Annotated in this window: 21 protein-coding genes; 9 read left to right on the forward strand and 12 right to left on the reverse strand. The window is 41.4% G+C overall.

The genetic code is table 11. From position 1 onward, the window contains the following. Positions 1 to 115 precede the first annotated feature (115 nt). The 5 genes from IE056_RS08340 to IE056_RS08360 form a co-directional block, all read right to left on the reverse strand. Entirely contained in the window at positions 116 to 406 is a 291-nt protein-coding gene (locus IE056_RS08340) for a F0F1 ATP synthase subunit delta/epsilon (RefSeq protein ID WP_189604252.1), read from the reverse strand. Between the two features lie 89 nt (positions 407 to 495). Then, positions 496 to 2,007: a F0F1 ATP synthase subunit beta gene (gene atpD, locus IE056_RS08345; RefSeq protein WP_189604253.1), complete on the reverse strand. Its 1,512-nt coding sequence runs from the start codon at positions 2,005 to 2,007 to the stop codon at positions 496 to 498. A 287-nt stretch (positions 2,008 to 2,294) separates the two neighbouring features. Then, the gene (gene glmS / locus IE056_RS08350; protein ID WP_189604254.1) at positions 2,295 to 4,148 is read right to left on the reverse strand and encodes a glutamine--fructose-6-phosphate transaminase (isomerizing); all 1,854 of its coding nucleotides are present in this window, start codon (positions 4,146 to 4,148) and stop codon (positions 2,295 to 2,297) included. A 3-nt stretch (positions 4,149 to 4,151) separates the two neighbouring features. After that, the gene (gene bamH / locus IE056_RS08355) at positions 4,152 to 5,732 is read right to left on the reverse strand and encodes a BamH family beta-barrel-assembly machinery protein (protein WP_229793706.1); all 1,581 of its coding nucleotides are present in this window, start codon (positions 5,730 to 5,732) and stop codon (positions 4,152 to 4,154) included. Between the two features lie 42 nt (positions 5,733 to 5,774). Further along, positions 5,775 to 6,584, reverse strand: coding sequence for a glycogen/starch synthase (locus IE056_RS08360; protein ID WP_189604256.1), 810 nt, complete (start codon positions 6,582 to 6,584; stop codon positions 5,775 to 5,777). Between the two features lie 110 nt (positions 6,585 to 6,694). Here IE056_RS08360 and panC point away from each other — a divergent pair, with 110 nt between their 5' ends. Genes panC through radA form a run of 5 tightly spaced genes read left to right on the forward strand, consistent with a single transcriptional unit; the run spans position 6,695 to position 11,441 of the window. Beyond that, positions 6,695 to 7,543, forward strand: coding sequence for a pantoate--beta-alanine ligase (panC, locus tag IE056_RS08365; protein ID WP_189604257.1), 849 nt, complete (start codon positions 6,695 to 6,697; stop codon positions 7,541 to 7,543). A gap of 6 nt (positions 7,544 to 7,549) precedes the next feature. Further along, positions 7,550 to 7,900 carry an aspartate 1-decarboxylase gene (panD, locus tag IE056_RS08370; RefSeq protein ID WP_189604258.1) on the forward strand — a complete coding sequence of 117 codons (351 nt, stop codon included), beginning with the start codon at positions 7,550 to 7,552 and terminating at the stop codon, positions 7,898 to 7,900. A 28-nt stretch (positions 7,901 to 7,928) separates the two neighbouring features. Next, positions 7,929 to 8,870, forward strand: coding sequence for a lysylphosphatidylglycerol synthase transmembrane domain-containing protein (locus IE056_RS08375; protein ID WP_229793707.1), 942 nt, complete (start codon positions 7,929 to 7,931; stop codon positions 8,868 to 8,870). 35 nt (positions 8,871 to 8,905) lie between these two features. Next, positions 8,906 to 10,054: an alpha/beta hydrolase gene (locus tag IE056_RS08380; RefSeq protein WP_189604260.1), complete on the forward strand. Its 1,149-nt coding sequence runs from the start codon at positions 8,906 to 8,908 to the stop codon at positions 10,052 to 10,054. Between the two features lie 22 nt (positions 10,055 to 10,076). After that, complete coding sequence (radA, locus tag IE056_RS08385) at positions 10,077 to 11,441, forward strand: DNA repair protein RadA (protein ID WP_189604261.1); 1,365 nt, start codon at positions 10,077 to 10,079, stop codon at positions 11,439 to 11,441. A 411-nt stretch (positions 11,442 to 11,852) separates the two neighbouring features. On the opposite strand, the gene xth is transcribed toward radA, so the two are convergent. Continuing rightward, the gene (gene xth, locus IE056_RS08390; protein WP_189604262.1) at positions 11,853 to 12,623 is read right to left on the reverse strand and encodes an exodeoxyribonuclease III; all 771 of its coding nucleotides are present in this window, start codon (positions 12,621 to 12,623) and stop codon (positions 11,853 to 11,855) included. Positions 12,624 to 12,826: 203 nt separating this feature from the next. Here xth and IE056_RS08395 point away from each other — a divergent pair, with 203 nt between their 5' ends. Continuing rightward, positions 12,827 to 13,366, forward strand: coding sequence for a GNAT family N-acetyltransferase (locus IE056_RS08395; protein ID WP_189604263.1), 540 nt, complete (start codon positions 12,827 to 12,829; stop codon positions 13,364 to 13,366). A 50-nt stretch (positions 13,367 to 13,416) separates the two neighbouring features. Further along, positions 13,417 to 14,592, forward strand: coding sequence for a M23 family metallopeptidase (locus IE056_RS08400; protein ID WP_189604264.1), 1,176 nt, complete (start codon positions 13,417 to 13,419; stop codon positions 14,590 to 14,592). 139 nt (positions 14,593 to 14,731) lie between these two features. Here the strand turns inward: IE056_RS08400 and IE056_RS08405 are convergent, their stop codons facing one another. The 6 genes from IE056_RS08405 to IE056_RS08430 form a co-directional block, all read right to left on the reverse strand. Then, a complete protein-coding gene (locus IE056_RS08405) occupies positions 14,732 to 15,766 on the reverse strand; it encodes an NADP(H)-dependent aldo-keto reductase (protein ID WP_189604265.1) in 1,035 nt (344 codons plus the stop codon). A 109-nt stretch (positions 15,767 to 15,875) separates the two neighbouring features. Beyond that, positions 15,876 to 16,841 (reverse strand): OmpA family protein, encoded by a 966-nt coding sequence (locus IE056_RS08410; RefSeq protein ID WP_189604266.1) that lies wholly within the window; start codon positions 16,839 to 16,841, stop codon positions 15,876 to 15,878. A gap of 30 nt (positions 16,842 to 16,871) precedes the next feature. Continuing rightward, on the reverse strand, positions 16,872 to 17,633 hold the full coding sequence (locus IE056_RS08415; protein ID WP_189604267.1) for an exodeoxyribonuclease III: 762 nt from the start codon (positions 17,631 to 17,633) through the stop codon (positions 16,872 to 16,874). A gap of 257 nt (positions 17,634 to 17,890) precedes the next feature. Continuing rightward, positions 17,891 to 20,857: a T9SS type A sorting domain-containing protein gene (locus IE056_RS08420; protein WP_189604268.1), complete on the reverse strand. Its 2,967-nt coding sequence runs from the start codon at positions 20,855 to 20,857 to the stop codon at positions 17,891 to 17,893. 236 nt (positions 20,858 to 21,093) lie between these two features. Beyond that, the gene (locus tag IE056_RS08425; protein WP_189604269.1) at positions 21,094 to 22,635 is read right to left on the reverse strand and encodes a glycine--tRNA ligase; all 1,542 of its coding nucleotides are present in this window, start codon (positions 22,633 to 22,635) and stop codon (positions 21,094 to 21,096) included. 66 nt (positions 22,636 to 22,701) lie between these two features. Then, positions 22,702 to 23,583 (reverse strand): DUF8428 domain-containing protein, encoded by an 882-nt coding sequence (locus tag IE056_RS08430; RefSeq protein WP_189604270.1) that lies wholly within the window; start codon positions 23,581 to 23,583, stop codon positions 22,702 to 22,704. A 70-nt stretch (positions 23,584 to 23,653) separates the two neighbouring features. Between IE056_RS08430 and IE056_RS18685 the strand changes: the two genes are divergently transcribed. Both IE056_RS18685 and IE056_RS18690 read left to right on the forward strand, forming a co-directional pair. Next, the gene (locus IE056_RS18685) at positions 23,654 to 23,914 is read left to right on the forward strand and encodes a hypothetical protein (protein WP_308427613.1); all 261 of its coding nucleotides are present in this window, start codon (positions 23,654 to 23,656) and stop codon (positions 23,912 to 23,914) included. Positions 23,915 to 23,941: 27 nt separating this feature from the next. Next, positions 23,942 to 24,334, forward strand: a complete 393-nt coding sequence (locus IE056_RS18690) for a ComF family protein (protein WP_308427614.1) — start codon at positions 23,942 to 23,944, stop codon at positions 24,332 to 24,334. The last annotated feature ends 33 nt before the right edge of the window (positions 24,335 to 24,367 follow it).

The following is a 24,367-nucleotide window of genomic DNA, read 5'->3' on the forward strand; positions in this document are numbered from 1 at the left end:
CAACTACAACCAGTGAGGTATAAAAAGGAAAGGTAGTGACCGAAATCACTACCTTTATAAAAAATTTAATTAAATAATCTGTATCGATTATTCAGGACTAGACATAATGCCAGACTTAATCTGCCAGCACTATAACTTTATTATCTTTCATTTCCACAACTCCGCCGTCGATTTCCAGCAAAAGAACTTTATTATCTGCAGCATCCCTGGTAAAATTTTTTGAAAGTTTTTTAGCATCAACACTTGAAGCGTTGGTTTTCACCTTAACTGTTCCTTTTTCAAGAACTGAAATTATGGGAGCGTGATTGTTCAACATCTGAAATTCACCTTCAACTCCCGGAACTGTTACAGAATCCACTTCTGAACTTAAAAGAACCGCCTCCGGCGTGACTATTTCTAAATACATATTTTTAATTTAGTATTGAGAATTGAGTATTGAGTAATTAGTTCAGGAGTAACACTCTATACTAACTACTCATTACTCAATACTATTTTTTATGCTTCAGCCAACATTTTCTCTCCTGCTTCAATAGCTTCTTCAATGGTTCCCTTAAGGTTGAAAGCTGCTTCAGGAAGATGATCTAATTCCCCATCCATGATCATATTAAAACCTTTAATGGTTTCTTTAATATCAACCAATACTCCTTTTAATCCGGTAAACTGTTCAGCTACGTGGAAAGGCTGTGAAAGGAAACGTTGCACACGTCGAGCGCGTGATACAGCTTGCTTATCTTCTTCTGAAAGTTCTTCCATCCCAAGAATAGCAATAATATCCTGTAGTTCTTTATATCGTTGTAAAAGTTCTTTCACTCTTTGCGCACAGTCATAGTGTTCTGCACCTAAAATTTCAGCAGTAAGGATCCTTGAAGTAGAATCCAATGGATCTACTGCAGGATAAATACCTAGCTCTGCAATTTTACGAGACAATACTGTGGTTGCATCCAGGTGGGCAAACGTAGTTGCCGGCGCCGGATCTGTAAGGTCATCTGCAGGTACGTAAACCGCCTGTACAGATGTAATAGATCCATTTTTGGTGGAAGTAATACGCTCCTGCATTGCACCCATCTCTGTTGCAAGTGTAGGTTGGTAACCTACCGCAGATGGCATACGTCCAAGAAGGGCAGACACCTCTGATCCTGCCTGTGTGAAACGGAAAATGTTATCTACAAAGAAAAGTACATCTTTCCCCTGTCCTTCCCCGGCTCCATCACGGAAGTATTCAGCAATGGTAAGACCAGATAAGGCTACACGCGCACGTGCTCCAGGTGGCTCATTCATCTGTCCGAATACGAAGGTTGCTTTTGATTCTCTCAAAGCAGACTTGTCTACTTTAGAAAGGTCCCATCCTCCTTCTTCCATGGAGTGCATAAAATCATCTCCATATTTTATAATTCCCGATTCCAGCATCTCCCTTAAAAGGTCATTTCCTTCACGGGTTCTTTCTCCAACACCTGCAAACACAGATAAACCACCGTGACCTTTTGCGATGTTGTTGATCAATTCCTGAATTAATACAGTTTTACCTACCCCGGCACCACCAAATAAACCAATCTTACCACCTTTTGCATAAGGCTCAATAAGGTCAATTACTTTGATCCCGGTAAATAAAACTTCTGTAGATACAGATAAGTCTTCGAATTTTGGTGCTTCACGGTGAATTGGCAAGCCTGCTTCTCCGGCTTTTGGCAAATTACCAATTCCGTCGATCGCATCTCCAATCACGTTGAACAATCTTCCGTAAACATCTTTTCCAATTGGCATTTGTATAGGAGCTCCGGTAGCAACTACCTCTACTCCTCTGCTCAAACCATCGGTAGAATCCATGGAAACTGTTCTTACAGTATCTTCCCCAATGTGTGATTGAACCTCAAGAACCAAAATAGATCCATCTTTTCGAGTAATTTCCAAGGAATCGTATATTCTTGGCAATTCAGCATTCTCTGTGTTGAAAGCCACGTCAACCACAGGGCCGATAACTTGTGCAACTTTACCTGTAAATTTAGACATTATCTAATACTTTATTGTTTTATAATACTAAGTAAGAAAAGTACAATTTTAATTTCCACTAACTTAGGGAAAGCCATTATCTTTTTCAGGCTGCAAAGATATGTTTTTTGTGCAAAAGTTTATAAGGGAAACTATAACTTTTTTAACTTCAGCAAAAAGTCCGTATACACTGGATTTCAGGCAATAAAGGCTGCAATGAGTGAATTCCAGAAAACCTCTTCTGAAAAAAGAAAAAACCCCTGAAGAAAAATTTTCTCCAGGGGTTGGTTTTAATTTTTGAATTCCGGTTACTCTACAGTCACCGATTTTGCAAGGTTCCTTGGCTGATCTACATTTTTACCAAGCATCACTGCTATATGGTAAGAAAGCAACTGCAAAGGTATGGTTGTTAGTAACGGAGTCAAAGATTCAATCGTATCAGGAACCTCGATCACGTAATCTGCAAGATCACGTACACTGGTATCTCCTTCGGTAACAATACCTATGATTTTACCCTGTCTGGATTTGATCTCCTGAATATTACTAACCACCTTCTCATAATGCCCTTTTCGGGTAGCAATAACCACCACCGGCATATCCTCATCAATAAGAGCGATAGGGCCGTGCTTCATTTCGGCAGCAGGATACCCTTCTGCATGTATGTAAGAAATCTCCTTAAGTTTAAGAGCTCCCTCCAAAGCCACAGGGAAATTATACCCTCTTCCCAGGTACAGGCAGTTTCTTGCCTCTTTATATTTATCTGCTACTTCCTTAATATGATCGTTTGACAAAAGAGCCACTTCAATTTTCTGCGGAATTGTTTCCAGTTCACTTAAGTGCATGTGGAAATCTGTTTTCGAGATCGTTCCTTTAGCTTTTGCCAGTTTAAGCGCAATTAAAGTAAGGACGGTGATCTGGGTAGTAAATGCTTTTGTAGATGCCACCCCAATTTCAGGACCAGCGTGCGTATAAGCTCCAGCATGAGTTTCTCTTGAAATAGAAGAACCTACCACGTTACAAACTCCAAATACGAAAGCACCTTTCTCTTTCGCAAGTTTAATGGCCGCCATGGTATCTGCCGTTTCCCCACTCTGAGAAATAGCGATCACCACGTCTTCTGAAGTAATCACCGGATTTCTATATCTGAATTCCGACGCATACTCGACCTCTACCGGAATACGGGCAAGGTCTTCGAATATATATTCTGCAACAAGACCTGCATGCCATGAAGTACCACAGGCAACAATAATAATTCTCTTGGCATTGGTGAAACGCTCAAGGTTATCATCGATACCAGCCATTCTAATTACTCCTTCATCTACAAGCAACCGTCCTCGATAGGTGTCTGTAATAGCGCTTGGCTGCTCATAGATCTCCTTAAGCATAAAATGTTCGAAACCACCTTTCTCAATCTGCTCCAGGTTTAACTGCAACTCCTGAATATATGGATCTACCAGTTTATCATCTTTGATCTGACGAACGCTTACCCCTTTCTTTCTTCGAACCACAGCCATTTCCCCGTCTTCCAGGTAAATCGCATTGTTCGTGAATTCTATAAACGGAGAAGCATCAGAAGCGATGAAATATTCATCTTCACCAACTCCAATAGCTAACGGACTACCCAGTCGTGCTACTACAATTTCGTTTGGCTTGTTTTTATCAAAAACCGCGATTGCATACGCACCAACAGTTTGATTCAAAGCAATCTGCACAGCTTTTCCAAGCTTAACATCTTCCTTCTTCTTAACATCTTCAATAAGGTTGATAAGCACTTCAGTATCAGTGTCTGAAGTAAAGCTATACCCTCTCTTTATCAGCTCCTTTTTAAGCGATTCATAGTTCTCGATGATTCCGTTGTGTATGATCACCAGGTCTCCTGAATTAGAAAAATGTGGATGGGAATTTACATCGTTAGGCACCCCGTGAGTTGCCCATCTTGTATGTCCAAGACCAATGGTACCAGCTGTATTGATTTCGTCTTCCAGCTTTGCTTTCAGATCGGCTACTTTCCCTTTGGTCTTAGTTAATTTAATTTCTTCTTTCTCATCGTCATATAAAACGATCCCCGCACTGTCATAACCTCTGTATTCCAGTCTCTGGAGACCTTTAAGAACAATGGGGTAGGCCTCTCTATGGCCAATGTATCCTACAATTCCACACATAATTTAATTTTTTGGTTCAGTATAATATATTTGCAGCTTAAGCCTTTTCTCCTCATCATCAGCATTAGGGCCGTAAAGTACCGTCCCGAGAGGAGTAATTAATGAGCTTGAAGGCACACGATCAATTCCTGAAGGTGTAGACTCACGCACTGCAGAATTTTTTAACAAGTTCACATTTTGAGAAACTACAAGACCCAGTTTTACATTGGTAGAATCTTCTTTTAGTATTCTACGAATATGCTCTGTGATCCTTAATTTATAGCTAACGCCGTTACCATCATCATCACGCTCCAGCGCTCCTAAATGCCCACGGTTCACATTGGCAGACCAGGCATTTAACTGACCCTGATTATTATCCAAGGAATAATCTGCCAGCCTGATATTGTTTTTAAGATCATACAGGTAAATACGCTCCGGCTCCCGGCTTCCTCCCACTTCCTGTTGATTTACATGGAAAATAAGGTTTGCTTCATTGATGAGCCATTCATTCTCCCGAAGGAATTTAAGATCTTCGGAAGGCTCACTATTGCCTTCATAACTTCCCGGAAAGAGATCGATAACCGCCATAGATCCCTCACCTCCTTTAAGATATAAATTATCATTGATCATGGTAGGATTTTCCTGCTGAAAAGTGCTCATGGAATTAGGTCCAAATCCTAATTGGTAAGAATCCTGCACATCAACCAATTCCTCTGTATCTTCATCCTCATCTGCATCCTGGACATCTGCCGCTTTTGAAGTATAATATACCGTGATATCGGCATTTGAGCCACTAAAATCGAGCAACATCATAGTTCCATCAGTACCCACTGCTTCTGCTTTGAAATACAGACCACGTACAAAATTCTGGAAACTGTTATCACTGGAAAGCTCTCCGGAACCGGCTTTATTCAACAGCTTTTCCTGAAAGAATTTGTTGGAAAGCTTCAGGCGCATGCGTGGAGCAACCGTGATTGTGTCATTTTCGCCTTCAGAATTTTCTTCATAATAGGTGTATTTTGCAGAAGAAGGCTTAAAATCGTCAGATTCGAAAAGAACCTCTCCCGTAAAATTATTCTCTATTACAGGCTGCATATCGGAATAATATTTCTGTTCGTTCTCAAAACCCGTTGCAGGATCGTAGCTATTCAGGAAATACCTTGATTCATGAATAGACAATTTTATAGGCGAATTCCCATAGATGGAATCCAGTTTATAAGCCGTCTCACCATCATCATTAGGAGCACCTTCCGTAGAAAAATACGGAATACTTAATACCACACTGTCCACAACAGGCTCAATTCCAAAATCAGGATTTTGATTACTTAAACTCAGCTGACTGTAAACATTTGCTGTTTGAGAACCATAGGCAGCATCTTTATAAACTCCTAAAAGATGTAGTCTAACCGTGTTTTGTCCTGAAGAAAAAGTAAGATTATTAGTCTGAACAGCTTCGAGCGCAGCGGAATAAGCTGTAATTTCAGCCTCATCATACAATTCATTATTAAAGCCTGGGCCACCTATAATTTCGCTCCCTATGGGATCAAAATCATTCTCACATCCTATAAAAGAAAAAACAACAATAAAAATTGCTGTTGTTTTCAAAATCGTATTTTTTAAAGTCATTCGGTTTATTAAATTCGTGTTTTAAGATAAAACTTTATTAGCGTAGAAATCCTGATAAGCCTGCGCGAATTCCTCTCTGTTCTTGTAGTCAAGCACAGGTTGATCGATCTTCTTAAGGTATTTCTTCAGTTCTTCAGGAATATTGTCGCCGGCAATTATAGCTGCATCAGAATTTTCCACTGCAGTTTTCATCATATTCACGTAGTTTGGCTTTTTCAAATGCCTTACCTGCTCATCTTCCAGTCCGTCAAATAATACTTTTTTGTACATATCCTTATCTAACGTTCCTTCGAAGCCGGAATTGTATACAGAGGTAACAACTTTTGCAGTATTGAACAACGGCTCATTGCCATAATAGTTTCTTAGGTACAGTGGCAACAGCGATGAAAGCCAGCCATTCACATGAATAATATCTGGAGCCCAGTTTAATTTTTTCACAGTTTCTATCACCCCTTTTGCAAAAAAGATCGCTCTTTCATCATTATCGGGGAAGAGATTCCCTTCTTCATCTGTAAGTGTAGCCTTTCTTTTGAAATAATCTTCATTATCAATGAAATAAACCTGCATCCTCTCCTTAGGAATGGATGCCACTTTAATAATAAGCGGCATATCGAGATCATTGATCACTAGGTTCATACCCGACAATCTAATCACCTCGTGCAATTGATGTCTTCTCTCATTGATATTCCCGAACCGCGGCATAAAAATCCGGATCTGCCCGCCCTGACTGTTCACGGCTCTGGGGGCTTCAAACGACAATGATGAGATTTCGGTTTCGGGTAAGTAGGGTATTACTTCAGATGATACGTACAATATCCTCTTATCTTTCATAGAATCACTTCTTTTAATGCTGTTGGGAATAATTAACACGCAAAATTACAAAAATTTATGCAGATTGATAGTATTATATTAAGTTTGCACGCTGTTAATTTTCGAATAAGATGCAGATTTATAAGGAGAAGCAAGCGCTTCGCGAGCTCGTTAAAACCTTCAAAAAAGGAGGATTTAGCATTGGTTTTGTTCCCACAATGGGAGCACTACATCAGGGACATATTTCCCTGGTAAAGCAGGCCTTAGCCTCCTGTGACAGAGTGGTGGCAAGTATTTTTGTCAATCCAACTCAATTTGATAACCCCAATGACCTGGAGAAATACCCCCGCACCTTTGAGGAGGATATATTTCTACTGGAAAACCTCGATGAAAACATCATTATATTTTCTCCCAGACCTTCAGAAATATACGGAAATGAGGTTTCTCCGGAGCATTTTTCCTTTGACGGACTAGAATTTGAAATGGAGGGAAAGTACCGAAAAGGACATTTTGACGGGGTGGGGACCGTTATAAAAAGGCTTTTCGAAATTGTACAACCAGATAAGGCATTTTTTGGGGAAAAAGATTTTCAGCAGTTACAAATCATCAGGAAACTTACCGAGAAGAACCACTGGAACACAGAGATTATAGGCTGTCCCATAGACCGGGAAACTAACGGACTTGCACGTAGCTCCCGAAATGAAAGGTTGAGCCCTGAAGAACGACAAAAAGCAGCATTCATTTACGAAACCCTGCAGCATGTGAAAAAGGAATTTGGCATAAAAAGTGTTCCTGAAGTGACCAGCAGAGTAAAGGAACTTTTTGATCAAAATTCTGGCCTGAAGCTGGAATATTTTGAAATAGCAAATGAAGCAACTTTAAAAAGCATACAGGAGCCCGTCAACGGAGAAAAGTACAGAGCTTTTATCGCAGCATATTCCGGTGACATAAGGTTAATTGATAACTTAGCATTAAATTAGGACACCATGCAAATTCATGTTGTAAAGTCGAAAATTCATAGAGTAAAAGTAACAGGTGCAGACCTGAATTATATTGGGAGCATCACCATTGATGAAGATCTAATGGATGCAGCGAATATCATTGAAGGAGAAAAGGTACAGATCGTCAATAACAACAATGGCGAACGTCTTGAAACCTATGCTATTCCCGGTCCACGCAATTCCGGAGAAATTACACTTAATGGTGCTGCAGCAAGAAAAGTGGCAAAAGGCGATATTCTTATTCTTATCACGTACGCCATTATGGACATTGAAGAAGCAAAAAAATTTAAACCCTCCCTGGTTTTTCCAAACGAAGAAAACAACCTTTTGACCTGATAAGGTGAAAAAGAAAACCGTCACAATTTTGAAAACCACACTCCCACTTTTGCTGGGAGTTTTTTTGATATGGTATTCTTTAAGCAGTGCCACTGCCGAAGAACGACAGGAATTGTGGAGAAATATTGTTTTAGCAGATTCAAAATGGATCTGGCTTTCTGTTCTTTTTGGAATTCTATCCCATCTGTCCCGTGCCTACCGCTGGAAATATTTATTGGAGCCCCTTGGTTACTATCCACGCCTGGCGAACAGCTTTATGGCGGTGATGGCAGGTTACCTTGCCAATATGGGTATTCCAAGGTCGGGGGAAGTTTTACGGGGTGCCACCATTACTACCTACGAAAAAGTTCCTTTCGAGAAAGCCTTTGGAACCATTGTTTCAGAAAGAATAGCAGATCTTGTCATGTTACTGCTCATTGTCATTTTTAGTCTTTTGCTACAAACCGATACCATCCTATCCTATTTTAATGATGAAAACATCAATCCCTTCTGGTCGTTTGGGATCTTTTTCATCCTGGTGCTGCTGGGAATCATTGCCCTCAGAATAATTAAAAGTTCTGACTGGCCAATTTTTATCAAGGTTAGAAATTTTGCCAGAGGGCTGCTGGAAGGAATGCGTAGTATTTTAAAAATGAGACAGAAAGGAGCCTTTATCTTTCACACTGTTTTTATCTGGCTCATGTATGTACTTATGTTCTATGTGGTAAAATTCACCATACCCGAGACCGTTTCACTTTCATGGGCAGCCGTCATGGCTGCTTTTATAGTTGGCACCTTCGCGATCTCTACCACCAGTGGCGGGATTGGCGTATATCCTGTTGCTATGGGAGCTGTTCTTCTTCTCTTCGGAATAAATCAACAGGCCGGCGAAGCATTCGGATGGATCGTTTGGGGCTCTCAAACCCTGTTAACCCTAGTACTGGGAGGACTTTCACTAATTTTTTTGCCCATTATAAATCGAAAGAAATAAATGGTATATTGCTATGATTTCCAAATCTATAGCACATGATAAAAAAATTACTCCTCATGGTGATCTTTCTGATCTCCGGATTTATTTATTCCCAAACTCAATACAAAAGAATTAATTCCTCCAAACTGAAACAGGAGCGGGAAATAAAGATACAACTACCTAGAAATTACGACGAGAATACTGAAAAAATCTACCCCGTAATAATTGTTCTTGACGGGGATTACCTCTTTGAACCTATGGCCGGAAATGTGGATTATTATTCCTATTGGGATGAAATCCCCGAAGCCATTGTAGTGGGAGTAAACCAGGCACAAACCCGGGTAATGGACAGCTTCTACGATAATCAAACTTTTCTGCCTTCAGATACTGGCGCTAATTTTTTTGAGTTCCTCGGTATGGAGCTACTTCCCTATATTGACAGCAACTACCGCACCTCAAGATTTTCCGTACTGGCAGGACATGACCTCACCGCCAATTTCATCAATTACTATCTCTTTAAAGATGAACCTTTATTCAAAGCGTACATAAACCTTAGTCCGGAGCTCGCACCAGAAATGGAAAACTGGCTGGTAGAAAGCCTGAATACTGCACAATCAAAGAAGTGGTTTTATCTCGCCACTGCTACAAATGATGAACCCAGCCTGAAAGAAGGCTCCGAATTACTGGATCAACAGCTCAAGATGATAGATAATGCTAACCTTCATTACAAATTTGAGGTCTTTCAAAATGCCACACATTACTCCCTGGTCGCCCAGGCTCTCCCAAAAGCTCTTGAAAGCATTTTTAGTCCTTACCGGCCTATCAACCAAAAGGATTATGATACAGAAATCGTAAATTCAGGCATATCTCCTTATGATTATCTCATTGATAAATATGAAACCATTGAGAATAACTACGGATTGGAGCTTCCAGTAAGACTCAATGATTTTTTAGCCATTGGAAAAGCCCTGGAATTTAATCAGAGATGGTATGACCTGGAAAAACTGGGAGAACTTGCCATAGATCATCTTCCGGACACTATGCTGGGCACCTATTATCTGGCACGATCTTACGAAGAAAGCGGAAGATCGAAAAAGGCAATGCGCACCTATCAAAATGCTTATGGACAGCAGGAAATTGCCTTTATTACCACCGATTTTATGCTGAAAAAAGCTGAAAAAATTAAAGAAGATTTCGGTTATTAGCTGTTCCAAATATTGATTCTTAATGGCCAAAACCAAAACAACTTTTTACTGTCAGAATTGCGGCACACAACATTCCAAATGGCAGGGACAATGTTCCTCCTGCCGTGAGTGGAATACCCTCGTAGAGGAAGTTTTACAAAAAGAAGATCCAAAAGACTGGAAATCTCCTGCTTCCAAAGAGTTGAAGCGCGTTGCAAAGCCCTTAAAGCTTTCTGAAATTGAAGCTTCCAGAGAGGTGCGCCTTAATACATACAACAATGAGCTGAACAGGGTGCTTGGCGGAGGAATTGTTCCTGGTTCCCTTACATTATTGGGCGGAGAACCGGGAATTGGAAAAAGTACGTTGCTCCTTCAAATCTCGTTACACCTGAAGCTGAAAACGCTCTACGTATCGGGAGAGGAAAGTCAGCAACAAATTAAAATGCGAGCCGACCGAATTAAACCCGATTCCTCGAACTGCTATATTCTCACCGAAACCAAGACTCAGAATATCTTTAAACAGATTGAGAAACTGGATCCGGAAATTATCATTATTGATTCCATTCAAACCCTGCACAGCGATTATATCGAGAGCAGCCCGGGCAGTATCTCCCAGATTCGGGAATGCACGGCAGAGCTTATTAAATTCGCAAAGGAAACCAGTGTTCCGGTAATTCTCATAGGCCACATCACCAAAGAAGGAAGTATTGCCGGTCCAAAAGTGTTGGAACATATGGTAGATACGGTATTACAATTTGAAGGAGACCGCAACCACGTGTACAGAATTTTAAGAGCTCACAAAAACCGTTTTGGTTCTACCAATGAACTCGGGATTTATGAAATGCAGGGCAACGGATTAAGGGAAGTAGATAACCCTTCCGAAATCCTTATTTCCAAAAATGAAGAAGACCTCAGCGGAACTGCTATTTCTGCCACCCTGGAGGGAATGCGGCCATTGATGATAGAGATTCAGGCATTGGTAAGTTCTGCTGTTTACGGTACTCCGCAACGCTCCACTACGGGTTACAATGCCAAACGCCTGAATATGCTCCTGGCGGTACTCGAAAAACGTGCCGGCTTCAAACTTGGAGCAAAAGACGTCTTTTTGAATATCACCGGAGGGATCTCTGTAGATGATCCCGCATTGGATCTTGCAGTAATCGCAGCCATCCTTTCTTCCAGCGAAGACATTGCAGTAGCCAAGGATATTTGTTTTGCTGCTGAGATTGGTCTTGCCGGAGAAGTCAGGCCCGTTACCCGTGTTGAACAAAGGATCATAGAAGCCGAAAAACTCGGATTCAGCACAATTATGGTCTCCAAACAAAGCAAAATCCCCGAAAGCAATTATGCCATTAATATTCAAAAAGTTTCAAAAATTGAAGATGTCGTGGAGTTTTTGTTTGGGTAAAAAACACTGGCAGTACGTAGTAAAATAGTTTAGTTTTCGAAAACTATTCATAATTTTCCCTTTTCCATTTTGATATCAGAAACCGCTAAAAGATATCTTAATATTTTATTTTCATGACTATCGATTCGAAACTTAGTATGACTTACTTCATCGATTAACGGAGATAAAAAGCTCTTTTTTCCCACAAAATCCTGCAGTATCTCCTACATCCTGTAATAAAGTTGTGTTAATCGGGTATTCCATGATTTTAATTTAAAAATCTCGGTTTAATTTAGATCCTCTTAAACCAAAAAATCTGGAATCTTACCAGAGTCAATGAGATGAGACATTAGTGATTTCGACTGGGGGGTTTTAGGAATCACTATTAAAAAAGCTCCGGTAAAAAGATTTACCGAAGCTTCTCATCTCATATTATTTGAGTTCAATCCACGCAGGACAATGATCACTCGTTTTTTCCCAGCCTCGAACATGTTTATCCACACCTCCGGAAACCAGCTTTTTATTAAGATGCGGACTCAGCAGAAAATGATCGATACGCAACCCGGCATTACGCCCGTATGCATTCCTGAAATAATCATAAAAGGTATAAATCTCTTCTCCAGGATAAAGTTTCCGGAGGGCATCTGTCCACCCCTGTGCCACAAGATTATGAAAAGCCTCCCTTACTTCGGGCAGGAAAAGGGCGTCATTTTTATATTTTTCAGGTTTATAGGTATCAAGTTCTGTGGGCATCACGTTGTAATCTCCAACTAAAATTGCGGGCACCTCGTATTCGATAAGTTCAGCTGCTCGGGCAGTAAGTCGTTCGTACCACCTGAGCTTATATTCCAGTTTGGGTCCCGGTGCGGGATTTCCGTTTGGTAAATAAATACAGCCAATCACCAGCTCGTTTACCACGGCTTCAAGGTATCTGCTCTGCACATCATCGGGATCTCCCGGAAGTCCTCTTTCCAGTTCCTTTATTTCCATTCCCTTTGCAAGAATGGCCACTCCGTTCCAGCGCTTTTGTCCGTGCCAGATTGCGTTATATCCGGCATCTTCAATTGCCTTCTTCGGGATTTTTTCATCGGGGGATTTGAGTTCCTGAAGGCATACTACATCAGGCTTCTCTTCTTCCAGCCATTGCAGCAATACCGGCAGCCGTGCATTTATTCCGTTGATATTGTAAGTTGCTATTCTCATAAATTTTTACCTGGTTTTCTCATTAATTGAAATGAATCTGCAGACGTTTTCACTATAGGTGTACTTCTTTTTCGGCAGCTCAAAATCACTTTCCTAATGCATTTCACTAACTTGTTAAGGTTAAGATACAAAATTCAGGAATTTATGTATCACCTACTAAACAGTCTTAAGAACACATATTCTTTTAAACTACATTTACCAGGATGAGCGAAAGAAAATTACATAGTGCAAGATTGGATCTAAGACCGGTAAAATTATCTGATCTGGAAAACATCCACCAGCTCCATTCCTTCCCTGAAACAGACAGGTTCAATACTCTGGGAATTCCAGAAAATTTAGAGCAGACATCAGCAGTCATTTCAGAATGGATTGCAATTCATGAGAAATCCCCGCAGCGTAATTTCGTTTTTGTTGTACATCTGAAAGATCAAGAAGAATTTATTGGTCTGATTGCCCTGAACTCCGGAAAAGAAAAATTTAATAATGCCGAAGTCTGGTATAAATATCATCCTGTCCACTGGAATCAAGGTTATGCTACGGAAGCTTTAAAACTAATTCTGGATTTCGGATTTCATCAGCTCAACTTCCACCGGATCGAAGCCGGGTGTGCCGTTGACAACATAGGTTCCATACGGACTTTAGAAAAAGCGGGAATGACCAGGGAAGGAAGAAAAAGACAGGTTTTGCCACTATCTTCAGGATGGTCAGACAACTTCGAATATGCCATTCTCTCATCAGATTAAAAAGGTTGAAAGATACAAAGCTGTAACCCCTTAATTCCACCTTTTCTATAATGGCACAATTTCTGCATTTCAGAAGCGTGAAAAAGAAATCAACTGTACTTCAGACACTTGTATGGGTAGTGCTAATCGCATTGCTCACCACTTCCTGTTCAAGAATAAATAAAGCCAAAGATCTGATTGCAAATCCTTCGGCAAAGGATATCTATTCCAGGGAATATAAAAAAGCTAAGGATTTGTATGCGCTCTGGGAAAATGAGGCTGCAGATGCACTTTTTGACTCGGTAGCCGTAAACCTGCCTTATGCAGAAAAAGGAATTTTCTCCCCGCGCGCTTTCCCGGTATATTCTTATGAAGTGGCTCTTAACCCCGGCGAAAGGCTTAGAGTGGAAGTGAATACAGATACGCTGGAAACCCTAATTTTTATCGACTTTTTCCGGCAGCAGAGTGATTCTTTAAAAACTTTTAAACATGAACGCAGTGCCAAATATGAAGCTTCTTCTTTAGCTGAAGAAATCACCCAACCTGGAATTTATAAAGTACTGATTCAGCCTGAAATTGAGGCTCACACTCCTTTTCAGCTTCAGTTGTACCGGGAACCGGTATATGGTTTTCCGGTAGCATCCATCAACAGCCAATCTATCCAGAGTTTTTGGGGAGCAACCAGAGATGGCGGCAGAAGGAGCCATGAGGGAATTGATATTTTTGCGCCGCGTGGAACGCCTGTTGTTGCAGCCGTGAAAGGCCGGGTGACCCGCACGGGAAATCGCGGACTTGGAGGCAAACAGGTTTGGCTAAGGGACAGCGAAAGAGGGAATTCCCTCTACTACGCACATCTGGATAGCATTATTGCAACTCCCGGAATGTCTGTTTCCCCCGGGGATACTTTAGGACTGGTTGGCAACACCGGAAACGCCCGCACCACTCCACCCCACTTACACTTCGGAATATATAAGGGATATCTTGGTGCTGTAGATCCTCTTCATTACATCTCGGAAACAGAAAAACCTCAAATTCCAGATTTTCCGGTCGAACAATTTACCAATCATCTCATAGTAACGGGAGCCCGGGCCAATTTAAGGATGGGACCGTCTACAAAATCACCCGTTCTTGGCCAAAGTCAGTCTCAGGATACTCTGCGCCTCCTGGGAAAATCAAATCAATGGTACCATATCATGGCCGGCAACCGCAAATCGTTCATACATGAAAGCCTGGTCACACCGATATGAGGAAGGTCTATGTAGTTACAATGAAAATTGTCTAGTATTTAGATGCCATTTCTACTGGTTACCCTGAGCCCGCTTATTTTATAAATTCGAAGGATGGACACGGAGGCATCAAATTAACATTTACCTTAAGCCGAATATCCTAAGGCGCAGGATTTGGAATAGTTGTATGAATTGCTTCAATCTCGGTTAAAATTTCTTCCCAAAGTTCCACGTTAATACTTTCAATATTTTCTTTCAATTGCTCCATTTTAGTCGCTCCAATAATGTTACTGATGACAAAAGGCTGTTGGTTTACGAAAGCCAGGGCCATTTGTGCAGGCTTTAGATCAAACTTTTTCGCCAGCTCCACATATCTTCTCGTTGCCTCCACTGCCTGTGGATTTGAATACCGGTTGTACTGCGGAAAAATAGTTAACCTTGAATTTTCAGGTTGTGCATCAAGGTATTTTCCGGTGAGAGTTCCCATTCCCAGTGGAGAATAAGGAAAAAGTCCGATGTTTTCCCGATGCAGGATCTCGGTTAATCCAATTTCATCCTTCCGGTTGAGCAGGCTATAAGGATTCTGAACGGTGCTGATCTTTGGAGCTCCATTTCTCGCTTCCTCAACACACCTCATCACCCCAAACGGAGTTTCATTTGAAAGTCCTATTTTCCTGATCTTTCCTTCCTGAATAAATCCTTCTAGATGCTGCAGGATCTCTTTGAAGTTATCCTCCCACTCTTCAGAAGCATCCATTCTATAGTCCAGTTTTCCGAAGAAATTGGTATTCCTCTCCGGCCAGTGTAATTGATACAGATCGATGTAATCTGTCTGAAGTCTCTCCAGGCTGTTATTGAGAGCTTCTGTAAGGGAAGCTTTGCTGTAATCCAGTTTTGGGCGGATATGCTGCATCGATTCCCCGGGACCTACGATCTTGGAAGCGAGGACTACTTCCTCTCTCTTTCCCGATTTTTTAAACCAGGATCCAATAATCTTCTCAGTACTTCCCTGAGTTTCAGATCGTGCCGGCGTGGAATACATTTCGGCTGTATCCAGGAAGTTGATTCCCTGTTCCAGTGCATATTCTATTTGCTCATGCCCGTCGGCCTCAGAATTCTGCTGACCCCAGGTCATGGTACCAAGGCAGATCTTGCTTATTTTAATATCGGAGTCAGGAAGGGTGGTATATTTCATTTTTTAATTTCAGTTTTAAAAACCCGCAGGTTTGGATTTCAATTACAATCTTTCTTTAAACATCACGCCTGCCGGATGGGCAGGCGTGCATTATTTTTTTAATCTTCATTTATTCAATTTCATTTAATAATCTGCTGATCTCATCAAGTTTCGGCGTGAGGATCACTTCAATCCTTCTGTTTTTTGCTTTTCCATCGGAAGTTGCATTGCTGGCCACGGGAGCATGTTCTCCTCTTCCGGCAGCAGTTAAATTCTGCGGATCAATATTATTATTCTCCCGAAGGATCTGAACAATGGAAGTTGCTCTCTTGGTAGAAAGATCCCAGTTATCTTTAAGTTGTCCGCTTCCACCGTAAGGCACATTATCTGTATGCCCTTCAATGAGTACAGCAATATCAGGATTATCTGCCAGCACTTCCCCCAGCTGCTGAACTGCTCTTCTACCTTCGGCACCAACCGCCCAGCTTCCGGAGCTAAACAACAACTTGTTCTCCATAGAAACGTACACATTTCCGTTACGCTGTTCCACAGTTAAGCCCCTTCCTTCAAAGCTGGTAAGCGCTTCAGAAAGAGAATTTTTCAAGGCATTCATTTTTGCATCTTTCGCAGCGATTACGCTTTCCAGCTCATCTACTCTTCTGGACCGGGCAGCAAGATCTTTTTCAAGACGCTCGAGACGGGATTGTTCTTCCGCAAGAGCTTTCTCCTTCGCTTCCAGCTCTGCAAGAAGTTCACGGTTCCTCTTGGAGTTTTCTGCCAAAGCAGATGAGCTGTTGGTTTCGAGCGCATCATACGAATTCTTCAGTTTTTCATAACTGGCTTTAGTGGCCGAATATTCCTCCTGTAGCCGGTCTCTCTCGGCTACAGCTTCTTCATACTGCACATGCAGATTTTGAAGATCCTGTTCATTTTTGGCATTCCTCTCTTTCAGGTCCTGAAATTCTGTAGAAAGCTCATTATTTTCACGTTCAAGCTCATTAAATCTGCCCTCAAGATCCTTGTAAACCTTTGAAGACACACAAGAAGTGAGAAGCAGTGTACTGCTTAAAAAAGCTAAAATGATTTTCTTAGACATAGTGAACATATTTAGGGTTCGTATAAAATGTTATTCCAGTTCAACCAGCACGGGGCAATGGTCACTGTGTTTTGCTTCGGGCAGGATCACTGCTCGTTTAAGTTTGTCCTGCAAAGGCTCTGCCACAAGATTATAATCTATCCTCCACCCTTTGTTATTTCCTCTTGCACCGGCGCGGTAACTCCACCACGAATAATGATCGGGTTCGGAATTAAAATGTCGGAAAGAATCAATAAACCCACTCTTCATAAAGCCATCAATCCATTTTCTTTCTACCGGAAGGAAGCCCGAGGTATTTTTAAGCCTCACAGGATCATGAATATCAATTTCCTGATGACAAATATTGTAATCCCCACAAATAATGAGGTTTGGGATCTCTTGTTTCAGTTCATTGATATATTCCTGAAAATCGGCCATGAACTGCAGCTTATGATCCAGCCTGGCAATGTTAGTTCCCGAAGGGAGGTACAAACTCATTACAGAAAAATCCTTAAAATCTGCACGGAGATTCCTTCCTTCAAAATCCATATAATCGATGCCTGTACCGTAAGCAACATTTTCTGGTTCTACCTTACTTAAAATAGCAACCCCGCTGTAGCCTTTTTTTGTTGCCGGATACCAGTAATTGTATTTATAACCAATTTCCTCAAAAACACTGGTGTCAAATTGATCTGGACTTGCTTTTATTTCCTGAAGACAAATCACATCTGGATTTGCCTGCTCCAGCCATTCTACAAAACCTTTTTTTATTGCTGCCCTTATTCCGTTAACGTTGTAAGAGATAATTTTCATACGTGTAATGCTTATATTTTTGACAGAAAAACCTGTCTTTTCTGAGGTTGCTCAAAAATAAGATTATTACGGAAAATACAGGAGATTCAGAGGGTAATTTTAATTTACACCCGAAGCAGAAAAATCAGTTGCTTCGTGCAATTTTTGAGCACCAAAAGATTGCGCAAGTTATTGTGTGAATTGTATTAATATGCAACTCCCTCCAGTGGAAAATAATAAAATTCAAGCACTAGTCTCTATTGCGGCTGGCTGCTTATCTATTGTACAATAATTCGTTGAACTTTTCCCACTTTTCTGGTTCCAACCCTTATCAAATACACTCCTGTTGCCGCATAAGACATATCCAGCTCGTACAGGAAAGCCCTGGCAGATTTCTCTATCTTATTTTCAACAAGTTTCTGCCCCAGCAGGTTGTGAACAGTGATTCGCAAGTTATCTTCAAAAGGAGTAATCATTCTTATGTCAAAAATGTTATCATCTCCACTAGAAATGATAAGTTCTGCCTCATTTAAAATAGAATCGTCAATAACAATGGTGCTGTCGGTAACCACTACAGAATAATCGTGCGTAGTGCCATATTCAATCACACTGCAGGGATCATTCAGGTCTCCGTCAAAAGAGGTATCCCCAGCCCTTATTCGTAAAATATGCTCTCCCAGACTGGCATCTTCAGGAATGCTGAATTCATAGCTATGCACCTCATCTTCGGTTGGAATCACAGCACTGTCGATCAATAATTCAGATTCATCAAAAGTTCCGTTGTCATTAAAATCTATCCACATGGAGAATTTTTCATCTTCATCTTCTGCAAACCGGGAGCGCACAGAAACCGTAAAAGTTCCTACAGAACGATCCAGCTGCGTGCTATAGCCTATAAAATCATCGTAACCATCACCGCAGGGAATGTTTTCATTGATTATTTCTTCCAGGTAAAAATGGGAGATTCCGTCTCCGAAACTACAATCAGAGCCTTCAGGAATACAATTTAAATTAGCAATCACTTTTTCTGTACCATCATTGGCAGTATCAGAATCTCCTTCCAGATTTGTTTCTGCATAAAAATTGTAAGCCCCCGGCACCGATATATCTGCCCCGTTATTGAAGGTATAGGAAACCTGTTCCCCCACCTCAAGCGTACCATTATACACTTCTGTGACGGCGCTGCCTTCATTAATGCTGTATGAAACCGGAATATCGCTCTGCGGCTCTCCCCCAAAATTTTGGATAGTCACCGTTACCTCTTCGATCACGCTTAAAGACTGACCGGTAGTAGGTGCATCTATGGAGGTAATTCCCACATCTACAGGGAATAGATTTTCTATAGTTTCTGAATACATATTATTATCTGGATTTTCATCTCCTTCAAGGGTGGTCGCAACAGAGATATCATAGGATTCACCAATTTCTGAAAGATCAATAGTAGTGGAAAAGGTGAATTCCACTTCTGAAGTTCTTGGAATAGTACCTGAATAAACTTCAGTGAAAACCGGACCTCCATCTATTGAAAATTCTACCGGAATATTCGATTGTGGCGACAAGCCGAAGTTTCTTATTACCACCGTAACTTCTTCAGAAGCCCCCAGAGTGGCATCCTGCGGAGAAACAATATCTACAATTCCTACATCTACTGCATCATCGGGCTCCAGCTGAAAAACTCCCACCCTGTTTCGGCGCTGCGAATTCACGAAATACTCGCCTATATACCAAAAAGTGACATTATCTACGGGGTCTATAGTGAGATGAGCATAATCTCCATACCTGCTCGAAGGATTAGGACTTGGCCCCTCCACCACGCTTTCTTCTCGAACGGTCATCCTTCCTAAAGGATCCTGGGCATACCTGCCGGTAAAACGAAGCGAAGGATAAACAGGATTTTCGGGGTTATCGTTCATCACCGTAAAACCCATTCCAATATTTCCGGCTTGATCAATTCCAATACTTCCGCACCATCGGTCACTCCCATCGGGTGCATACGTGCCTTCCTGATACACATACCAGGGCTGCCCGTCTGAATCCTGCCTAAGCTCATACCACCTGATTCCAGCATGTTCTGCTGCTGAAGCATCTGTGTCTACCACAAAATTCATTACAACCGAATTATGGGTTCCAAACCTTCTGTAGGGAGTCATATACATGATCGCTCCCTGAAGCGCATCAACTTCGGGTGAATCTCCTGGCTGTGACAGGTTGGTGAAGGAACCACCATCAAAAGTAGCCAGAAAAGGCGTAATTCCTTCGGAAGGGCCTAAGGTTTGAGATTCGGCAATAGTAGAATTCTGGAGATTCTGCCAATCCATATTGATAAGCCAGAATTTTAAGTGATCTTCATTCACCCCGGCCCAGGCATCATCCTGAAAATAAACTATGGGTGCATTTCCCCGGGGAGGCAGCTCCTCTCCAACAGCAAAAAATCCTGACGGACTGTAAAACCCATTTGTATTAATACCCGGCAACGGGAAACCCACATGCTGGGCTTCTTCCCCTAACAGGATCTTATCCCTTTCCAGCACATAAACCACTTCACTGGTAGTCGCTGTATTAGAATCTTTATTGGTGGTAATATAATACCCGTCACTCCATATATAAAATTTAGGATAATCTGGAAAGGCTGTTCCGGTTTCGAACCGGTAGGTGTACCAGCCGTCATTAACAGGGTCGGGACCCTGCGAAACTGCAACTAAAAAACTATTAGGGGTGTCACTAAACTGGGTGATCAAGAAACGATCTGCAAATTCATCGTACAACACGATTGGATCCCCAAGATCCTCTCCGTCAAAAGTTCCGCCAATTGTTCGCAGGGCTGCTGGTGGAGAAAGTATATTTCCTTCCTTATCATAAATTGCAAAAGAAGAATTCCATGCATTTACATAATGATTTGGACCCACCGCACCGGTAGGATCTGTAGGAGTCGAGCCCGAAGTAGCGGCATCAAAGGAAAGAATGGGTGCTTTGCTTTTTATTTCTCCCTGTTTACTTTGCCTCGCAGCGTCTTTGGTCTTTGGATATCCTTTTCCCGGAACGACTTTGTTTGAACCACGGTTCCGCGGATTCACTACTTTATATTCTCCGGAAGGCGGAAGCAGATCTTTCTTCGCTAAAGCATCTGTGTGAATGGCATGGCTCGAACCTGCCCACACAGGTTGCGCCTCTTCATTTACCTGAGCGAAAACACTTTGGGCTCCACCCAGAATCAGAAATAAAATAAAAAGGTATTTTTTGAGCATGTACAATTTCTTAAAAGCAGCTCTAAAATTACAGAATTAAAAAGAGCTGCAACAAAGAAACAGGCATTTAAACCACAAAATTTTCCTAAATTCTCACTTTTACAAGAATGATTTTGTTGTTACTGAGAATTTTACATTTTGCAGATGTACCCAAAAGGAAAAGTCCGGGAAGAAAAAGAGGCTGTCAAAAAAGCACTTTTTAGACAGCCTCCGGTATTTCTTCAGAAGTGGTGAAATTATTCCGATTTTAACCACTTCTTAAAATCTACTTCTTCGGCAATTATTTCTGAAAGTTCTGTAATCAAAACCCTCTTTTGCTCCATGGAATCCCGGAACCGAACGGTTACCGATTTGTCTTCCAGGGAATCATGATCTACCGTTATACATAATGGAGTACCGGCAGCATCCTGTCTTCTATATCTTCTTCCTATGGCATCTTTTTCATCATACTGAATGTTGAAATCCCACTTAAGTTCTTCAAAGATATCCTGGGCAAGTTCGGGAAGTCCGTCTTTTTTCACCAATGGCAAAATTGCTGCTTTATAAGGCGCCAGGATGGCCGGAAGCTTAAGTACAGTTCTGGTACTGTTATCTTCCAGGGTTTCTTCCTTTAAGGCTGCAGAAAGGACTGCCAGGAACATCCTGTCAAGACCAATGGAGGTTTCGATTACGTAAGGGACATAATTCTCCTTAAGTTCAGGATCGTAAAAACGCAATTTCTTGCCCGAATGCTCTTCATGAGCTTTAAGGTCAAAGTCTGTTCTGGAGTGAATTCCTTCCAGCTCCTTAAATCCGAAAGGATAATTGAATTCAATATCGGCTGCTGCATTGGCATAATGTGCGAGTTTATCGTGGTCGTGGAAACGATAATTTTCCTCACCTAATCCCAGTGATAAATGCCATTTTAACCTGATATCTTTCCAGTGTTCGTACCATTTCAGTTCTTCCCCGGGACGAACAAAATACTGCATTTCCATTTGTTCAAATTCCCGCATCCTGAAAATGAACTGTCTCGCCACGATCTCATTTCTGAAAGCTTTTCCGGTTTGGGCTATTCCAAACGGAATCTTCATTCTTCCGGTTTTCTGAACATTGGAGAAGTTCACAAAAATCCCCTGAGCCGTTTCGGGACGCAGGTAAAGATCGGAAGCAGACTCTGCTGAAGCACCTAATTTAGTTCCAAACATTAGGTTGAACTGCCTTACTTCTGTCCAGTTTTTAGAACCTGTATCAGGATCGGCTATTTCAAGCTCCTCGATCAAAGCTTTTACATCTTTAAGATCTTCATTGGTAAGGGAGCGGCCTAAACGTTCCAGGATCTCCTTACGTTCAGACAAATATCTTTTCACCCTGTCATTTGTAGCGACAAACTGCTCTTCATCAAAAGCATCTCCAAAACGCTTTTTCGCCTTTTCGATCTCCTTTTGAGCTTTCTGGTATATTTTTTCGGCATGATCTTCTACCAAAACATCTGCCCGGTAACGCTTCTTTGAATCCTTGTTATCAATCAAAGGATCGTTAAATGCATCTACGTGTCCCGAAGCTTTCCAGGTAGTAGGATGCATAAGAATAGAGGCATCAAGGCCCACAATATTCTGGTGCAACTGCACCATACTTTTCCACCAGTAGTCGCGGATATTTTTCTTAAGTTCAGCCCCGTTTTGACCGTAGTCATACACAGCGCTTAAACCGTCATAAATTTCACTCGATGCAAAGATGTACCCATACTCCTTGGCATGGGAAATTACATTTCTAAATAGATCTTCTTGTTTTGCCATAGCACAAAAATAAAAAAACCGCCCTGATTCCTGTCAAGGCGGCTGTATATTTTTAAAAAGAGAGGGTTATCTTAAGCTAAAGTTGGTCGCACCAATTAGTTGGGCTCCGTTATACACTAAAACTTTATAAGTCCCTTCAATTAAATTCTCCTCCAGAGTATTTGCCAGGATACAAACATCCAGTTCGTTATTTTCATAATAAACCTTCGTCGCAGCACTGTACACCATTACCCCGCCATCATGCTGAACGGCAATTTGATCGCCAACAAGGTTATTGTTAGGATTATAAACCTGTACGTATAGCTCTTTTTCTCCTGCTTCGGTAAGCTCGTTCTCGGTAAGTGTAAAACAAGTCCTGATTTTATCTACTCTTCTGGTCCGGTCATTTACCACAAGACGGCCACTGTTTCTTTCAATCACTCCTTCTCCGCGAAGCCCACTTACTTTCAATTCAGAAGCCCGGTCCACCTGGTCTGCCAGATTTTCGGTTCTCTGTCTTAACGAATCAGAAACTCTCGTTCTTTCCAGAAGCACATTATTGGTACTGTCCATTTCGGTAATCAAACGCTGATTTTGGTTGCTAAGGCTGTCTACCACCCTGAAAAGCTCATCCCGCTCCCGCTTAAGATTATTCAGTTCGTTGCGATACCTGTCCAGCACCCGCAGGTTAGCTTCCATATCCTGTACAGAATCCCGTAAGACCAGAATGCGTTGTCTTGCTGCAATGAGCTCTGTATCCAATTCCTCATTTTCTCCAATCGCCTCGTCATAGCGTACGATCAAATCATTCAGTTCTTCCTCAATCACCGCTTTTTGCCGTTGCAGCAATTCCTGGTTCTCCTTCTCCTCATTGTAGAACCGTACGGTGTATATTGCTAATGCTACCAAAGCCACTGCAAGTATACCGGTTAGTATTTTGAGGGCATTGTTATTTTTTTGATCAGTCATCACTCCTTTAATTTCGGTTTAGTTTGTAAATTTATTGATTTTAACAACGTAAAAACTAATTTGTTAACGAATGTTTCACGATTTCTTAAATTTTTTACACCCACGTTTATGCCATACCTGTGAAGCAGTATTGTTAGCCAATGAAAATGTGGTCTGTACAAAGTATATACATGAACTTCCTGCTACAAATTATCACCTTGAAAACGAAAATGCAGTAGAAAAAGTATTTTACCCCCGGGTCAAAATCGAAAATGCGGCAATCCTGCTGCTCTTTGAGAAAAAAGGAATGGTCCAACAGCTCATCCATAACCTCAAATACCGAGGACACTAAGAGATAGGAGAATTCCTTGGTTCCTGGATGGGCAATGAACTAAAGGAAATTGACTGCTACAAGGAAATTACTGCTGTGGTACCCGTACCCTTGCACAGATCCAGATTGCGGAAAAGAGGTTATAATCAGGTGGAGAAATTTGGAAAAGCCACTGCAAACTTTCTGGAGGTACCATACAAATATACCGTGCTGGTCAAGAAATCGGTTTCCACAATTCAAACTATTAAAAAAAGATTTGCCCGCTGGGGAAATATAGATGTTACATTTCTACTCGAAAATACTGCTGTACTTGAACAGTCCCATGTACTGCTGGTGGATGATCTCGTTACTACCGGCGCTACCCTGGAAGCCTGTGCTACAAAATTATTGAAAATTCCCGGCGTAAAAGTAAGTTTGGCAACTATGGCCATCACCCATTAATCTGCTTCAGAAATAGTAGAATTAATCGTTTAT

This window comes from Salinimicrobium marinum (genome assembly GCF_014651535.1).
GTDB lineage: Bacteria > Bacteroidota > Bacteroidia > Flavobacteriales > Flavobacteriaceae > Salinimicrobium > Salinimicrobium marinum.

Coding starts and splice junctions, on each gene's coding strand:
- IE056_RS08340 (WP_189604252.1), bottom strand. CDS start 406: ATGTATTTAGAAATAGTCACGCCGGAGGCGGTTCTTTTAAGTTCAGAA.
- atpD (WP_189604253.1), bottom strand. CDS start 2,007: ATGTCTAAATTTACAGGTAAAGTTGCACAAGTTATCGGCCCTGTGGTT.
- glmS (WP_189604254.1), bottom strand. CDS start 4,148: ATGTGTGGAATTGTAGGATACATTGGCCATAGAGAGGCCTACCCCATT.
- IE056_RS08360 (WP_189604256.1), bottom strand. CDS start 6,584: ATGAAAGATAAGAGGATATTGTACGTATCATCTGAAGTAATACCCTAC.
- panC (WP_189604257.1), top strand. CDS start 6,695: ATGCAGATTTATAAGGAGAAGCAAGCGCTTCGCGAGCTCGTTAAAACC.
- panD (WP_189604258.1), top strand. CDS start 7,550: ATGCAAATTCATGTTGTAAAGTCGAAAATTCATAGAGTAAAAGTAACA.
- IE056_RS08380 (WP_189604260.1), top strand. CDS start 8,906: ATGATAAAAAAATTACTCCTCATGGTGATCTTTCTGATCTCCGGATTT.
- radA (WP_189604261.1), top strand. CDS start 10,077: ATGGCCAAAACCAAAACAACTTTTTACTGTCAGAATTGCGGCACACAA.
- xth (WP_189604262.1), bottom strand. CDS start 12,623: ATGAGAATAGCAACTTACAATATCAACGGAATAAATGCACGGCTGCCG.
- IE056_RS08395 (WP_189604263.1), top strand. CDS start 12,827: ATGAGCGAAAGAAAATTACATAGTGCAAGATTGGATCTAAGACCGGTA.
- IE056_RS08400 (WP_189604264.1), top strand. CDS start 13,417: ATGGCACAATTTCTGCATTTCAGAAGCGTGAAAAAGAAATCAACTGTA.
- IE056_RS08405 (WP_189604265.1), bottom strand. CDS start 15,766: ATGAAATATACCACCCTTCCTGACTCCGATATTAAAATAAGCAAGATC.
- IE056_RS08410 (WP_189604266.1), bottom strand. CDS start 16,841: ATGTCTAAGAAAATCATTTTAGCTTTTTTAAGCAGTACACTGCTTCTC.
- IE056_RS08415 (WP_189604267.1), bottom strand. CDS start 17,633: ATGAAAATTATCTCTTACAACGTTAACGGAATAAGGGCAGCAATAAAA.
- IE056_RS08420 (WP_189604268.1), bottom strand. CDS start 20,857: ATGCTCAAAAAATACCTTTTTATTTTATTTCTGATTCTGGGTGGAGCC.
- IE056_RS08425 (WP_189604269.1), bottom strand. CDS start 22,635: ATGGCAAAACAAGAAGATCTATTTAGAAATGTAATTTCCCATGCCAAG.
- IE056_RS08430 (WP_189604270.1), bottom strand. CDS start 23,583: ATGACTGATCAAAAAAATAACAATGCCCTCAAAATACTAACCGGTATA.
- IE056_RS18685 (WP_308427613.1), top strand. CDS start 23,654: ATGTTTCACGATTTCTTAAATTTTTTACACCCACGTTTATGCCATACC.
- IE056_RS18690 (WP_308427614.1), top strand. CDS start 23,942: ATGGGCAATGAACTAAAGGAAATTGACTGCTACAAGGAAATTACTGCT.